The organism is Endozoicomonas sp., assembly GCF_051008435.1.
Taxonomy (GTDB): Bacteria; Pseudomonadota; Gammaproteobacteria; order Pseudomonadales; family Endozoicomonadaceae; genus Endozoicomonas_A.
The window spans coordinates 1-4752 of record NZ_JBPCXO010000090.1 but is presented as its reverse complement, the minus strand read 5'-3'; the positions used below and the strand labels follow the sequence as shown (position 1 = coordinate 4752).

Here is a 4752-nt window from a genome sequence, read left to right as displayed (position 1 = left end):
TTGGGCTTCCTTCAGACCCTGCCTCACGACAACGCCCTTGCCCTTTCGCTAACCTTCGGCTCTGCGAATACCTGGTAAGAGGACTTTCACCTCTCTAGTTAAGTGCCATGCTCGGCACACACGCCTCCATCAGCCGACGCCGGAGGCGGTCGGCTGGATGGACTTGTTACACGTAATTAGTGTCAGAACGAAAACTGTCCAAGCCTTACTCTTTCTAAGCATGAAAGCAAAAAGTTGACTGCGAAGTTTTAGGAGAATCAGCACGTATTTTCTTTTGAAAATTTTCTACCCCTTGAAAGCTCTACATAGAACGAATAAATATTATGAAACTTCGATGGTTATATAGCCCCTTCAAGCCTTTGATACCAAGGCGAAAGGTACTTTCCGTTCAGGCACTAATTAACTCCAGCACTCTTTGCTGGTTTTACTGCAGAAAAATGTTATATCAACCTTTTTGCGGTTGCTACCTGAAGCATCTTTAATGATTTGAGAAACTTTGTTGCAATATGCTTCTTCTTTACCATCAGGAAAAACGGAAACTGCGAAATTTAACGTGCCGCCCTTACAAATCCGATTCATGATATGAAGGTCGTGCTCACCAAATCCCCAGCCATAAATAACTACCGATTTTCCAAGACTTGGAAGAACTTCTCTGTAGACGGTATTTAGGTAATAGCTTGACTGAATGGACTTAACTTTTTGATCAGAAGTACCTTCACTTACAAATAAAGGTACATAGCTACCATTTTCCCATTTTTTGAGAATAGAGTTTAAAAGTTCGCTATCTGAAGCTTGTATTTTTCTCTCATTCTCAATCTTATCCCTTGCAAAAACTAGGTTGCCATGAGGATAAAAGAATAAGCTACATTCTTTTTGTGCTCCGTATGGCTCTCTGAATCTTTCCCAATCATCATCAAAACACCGGGGTAGGAAGCAATCTTTGAATATATGGCCATCTTTAATATAATTTCCATACATGCAAACCCAGTAAAGCGTCAGATCATAATTCAAGGAACATATTGTACTAAATCTCTTTGCAAATTTGTATGCGGCATCAAATTTGTCAGTCACATCTGAGTGTAAGCAATGAATATCACGAACTGCATTTATTAACGAGTTACGAATAGCTTCATATGCTGTTTGCGTTTGTTTGTCTTCAATTCCTAAAGCTTCATTAACATGATATGCATGCCATACAATTCTAAGAACCAATTCAAAGTCTTCTGTGTGGAACGACTTGAATATTTTCTCTACATCGCCTTTGATCAGCCCAGCATCAACAGCATGCTGTTTCAATGATTTATAAGCAAACTCAGAGTGAAATGAGATGCTAGAACCATTTCCTAATAGAAGACCTTCTGTAAAATCTTCACAGATATCTTCCCACTTCTTGATTTCTGTATTCATACTTCTCGATTACGTGTAACGCCCGCCTCAGCGGCAGACAAAGCTGGCGCTTGTTTTGCCGGTTTTTTGGCAAAACGAGTGACAGGTTTGGCTGGCCGACTGCAGGCGCTTGTTAGCCTTTTCTCTCAAATTGTAAATATATGTACCTGAATAAAATATGAACTATGGCTGGAGGTAAACATATAAGCCCTCCCCACAGAAACTGATTAAACAAATTATTTAGAGAAAATACATTACTTGAGCAATAGATGGAAATTGGTATGGCAACGATATTTGATGTTAACAATACACTTAAACATCTAATCATAACCGTTTTTATCTTTGTAGATGACCAGGCGGCAGGAACTAAGACAATAGTTGTAATAAACCATCCCGCACCAAAGGGTAGAGGAAAGTATTCCGTCCAAAAGGAATTGGGAACAGTTTTTGAAAATAGAAATTGATCCCGAAAAAGAACAATAGCGCTTATAAGCAATAGTCCACTACATAGTGTCGGGAAGTTTATTGGCTTCACTGGATTCCTCTTCCTTAAGGCTAACAGCTTACTTATACGACTCAATGTCGCATAACATACTATCTCTGGGAAACATGACTTTCAGCAGACCCCATGAATACCAGTGTCTGTAGGCCTGATCCGACTTTTATAAGCATTATTTGACCTGTCGCATTTCATGATTTGTATATTTTTCGCTTAATATTACCATGCTTACTTTTTTAGAATATTAATCTTTAAAATCAATTAGATGGGGAGCTGTGAAGAAATCTACATATACGAACTCAATTTACATAACTTTCGTACAAATTGATTGAAGAGTCCGTGTTGCGTTGTATGCAGGCACGCTACCGCCCTCAGACTTTGGCTGTACTTTTTAGCCACCGAGCTTATGTCCCTGAGCTCAATTCGCATCCTGCTTTTTTGAAACGGTTCCAACTTTTACATTGAGCGACATGGTACCTGTATCGTTCCAGAAAAGGTAGGTGTCAGAGTACTGCCAAAGCTTGATCAGTAGTAGCGTCAGAGTAGTCTTTCTGGGTGTTATACCCATCGCCTTTCAAGTTGCTACGTCGTTGCCAGCGTTCGCTCACCCCGATCACCTACTCCTCGTAGGCTCACGGGGATTCACTCTCTTGCCGCCTAGTAGCAACTTGAAATCCAATGGGTATATACCTGTGCTCCATTCTGCTTCAGCTGCTCAAATACTGAACCAGATTGGCAATCAACAGTAACAGCGCAATCAACTGCCAGGTCAGCACCGGATTTCGTTGTATCAAAGGTTGAAAGCTGCGACTCTGGAATGAGCTGTTGGGTTGCTTCAGGTCCTGCAAAAATTCCGACAGGGTCGGGTAACGTTTAGCCGGGTCAGCAGCCACTGCTTTTGCCAGGGCAGAATCAATCCATGCAGGAATCGATGAATCAGTCTGGTTGGCCTGGCGGTATTGCATGTGTTGATAATGCCGAACCCTGATGCTGCTGCCTGAATGTTCAGGGTAGGGCAGTTCACCAGTCAACAATTCATAAGCAATCACCCCAATGGCAAACTGGTCGGCTCTTTCGTCGACTCTTTCATTGATCGTGCCATCCAGAAAGTATTCCGGTGCCGTATAGTTTTTGGTGCCTTGCGGCAGATCAGTTTGATGACTTTGCCTGTTTTCAGAATCACCAGCGACCCGTGCTGAGCCAAAATCAATCAGTTTCAGACGACCTTCCAGATCAAACATCAGGTTTTCCGGTTTCAGGTCCTGATGAAGAATTTGAAGTCTGTGCAGTCCTCGTATCGCCGTGATGATCTGGGCAACAATATCTCTGACTTCTGTTAATGACGGTTTGGGGTTCTCCTGCATCCAGCTGCGCAGGGTCTGGCCCTTTATGTATTCACAGGTATGGTAAAGAAATTGCCGGCCTGATCTGGGCGCTCTTACTTCCATCACGGAAGGGTGTTTTACCCTGCGGCCAATCCATTCTTCCCGGATGAAACCTTCAAGGTAATCGGGGTCGTCTTCATAATTAATGGAAGGGGTTTTAATGACCACATGATTGGCAGTGGCTGTCTCCGACAAGGTGTCTTCTGCCAGATAAAGCTGACTGCGTTTGCTGGCATGAAGTTCTTCTAGAATACGATAACCGTCGAGTATCTGACCGGGGTAAAGGTCAGGGGGTAATCTCAGCTCAGAAAGTCTTTGCAGGTTTTCGGAAGGGTCGCCAGCAGGGACTTCTTCAACGCGGCCAATAACACAGGTCAGGTTATCATTGCTGCCGTTCTTTAATGCCAGGTCAACCAGTTGCTGTGCCACTTCATCCAAAGATTTCTGCTGGGAGAAAGATTCTTTGATGGTGTCTTGTGAAAGAAAATCATGAATACCGTCGGTAGTCAGTAGCAGTATGTCTCCGGCATCCAGCACTTCTGATTTGTAATCCACCTCTACGTCCGGCACCATGCCCAGTGCCCGGCCCAGATACTGTCGTCCACCCATGGTTGCGGTATGATCCCGGGTCAGGCATTCCAGCTCATTATTTCTTATTCGCCAGGCTCTGGAGTCCCCGGTATGCACCAGGTGCAAGGTAGCTGATTTTAGAATCATGGCGGTAAAGGTGGTGCACCAGCTGCCCTGATCCATGGGGTCAGTATGACCCTGCTGGTAAAGCCAACGGTTCAGTGCGCTGAGAATTTTGGCGGCAGAGTGTCGAGCGGTCCAGGAATCAGGGGTGCTGTAATAATCAGAAGTAAAGCTGGAAATACTGGTATGACTGGCTCGGCGGGCTTCCGTACAGGCGCTGACGCCATCGGCCAAAGCCAGAACAGCGCCTTTATAGTTCATAACGCTGGTGTTGTCGGGCACTTCGGCCACCCAGGCGTCCTGGTTTTCTGCTTTTATGCCAGCGCTGCTGGCACCCGCTGTCGTCATTCGTAACGGCTTCATATTCTTCTTTTCTTTTTTGCTGGCCATTAAAGGACCATTGATCGTCGGTACTGTCAAACCCTGACGATCAGACTAAAAATGCCCTTTAGATCGCGGTATGGCTTATGGAGAATGAGAAATGTCCCATGAGCGTGTTCCAGTGATTCCTGATTCTGTTCAGGATGGTACAGTGGCCGTTCAACTAAAGAAGTGTCTAATAGCATAAAGTCATCATCACAAGGGTAAAAAATGAGTATTGAAGTCTGGTTTCTCTATGTTGTCTCAATCTCTGTTGTCATACTCATTCCCGGCCCTTTATCTCTGTTTATCGGTTGAGCGTAAAACCCCGTACTTTGAGTGCGGGGATGTAAGCTCGTCGGCGATAGCCGACTAATGCGGTGTTCTCTGCTGCTGAACGTACTGTTTGATGACTTCTATAGGAGCGCC

3 protein-coding genes are annotated in these 4752 nt (G+C 44.5%); 1 reads left to right on the top strand and 2 read right to left on the bottom strand.

Going from position 1 to position 4752, the window contains the following annotated elements:
- Positions 1-399: 399 nt before the first annotated feature.
- Positions 400-1407, bottom strand: coding sequence for a DUF4917 family protein (locus ACR2PX_RS04000; RefSeq protein WP_433998073.1), 1008 nt, complete (start codon positions 1405-1407; stop codon positions 400-402).
- Between the two features lie 248 nt (positions 1408-1655).
- Between ACR2PX_RS04000 and ACR2PX_RS03995 the strand changes: the two genes are divergently transcribed.
- Positions 1656-1850 carry a hypothetical protein gene (locus ACR2PX_RS03995; protein WP_433998072.1) on the top strand — a complete coding sequence of 65 codons (195 nt, stop codon included), beginning with the start codon at positions 1656-1658 and terminating at the stop codon, positions 1848-1850.
- Positions 1851-2592: 742 nt separating this feature from the next.
- On the opposite strand, the gene ACR2PX_RS03990 is transcribed toward ACR2PX_RS03995, so the two are convergent.
- Positions 2593-4326 (bottom strand): protein kinase domain-containing protein, encoded by a 1734-nt coding sequence (locus ACR2PX_RS03990; RefSeq protein ID WP_433998071.1) that lies wholly within the window; start codon positions 4324-4326, stop codon positions 2593-2595.
- Positions 4327-4752: the final 426 nt, after the last annotated feature.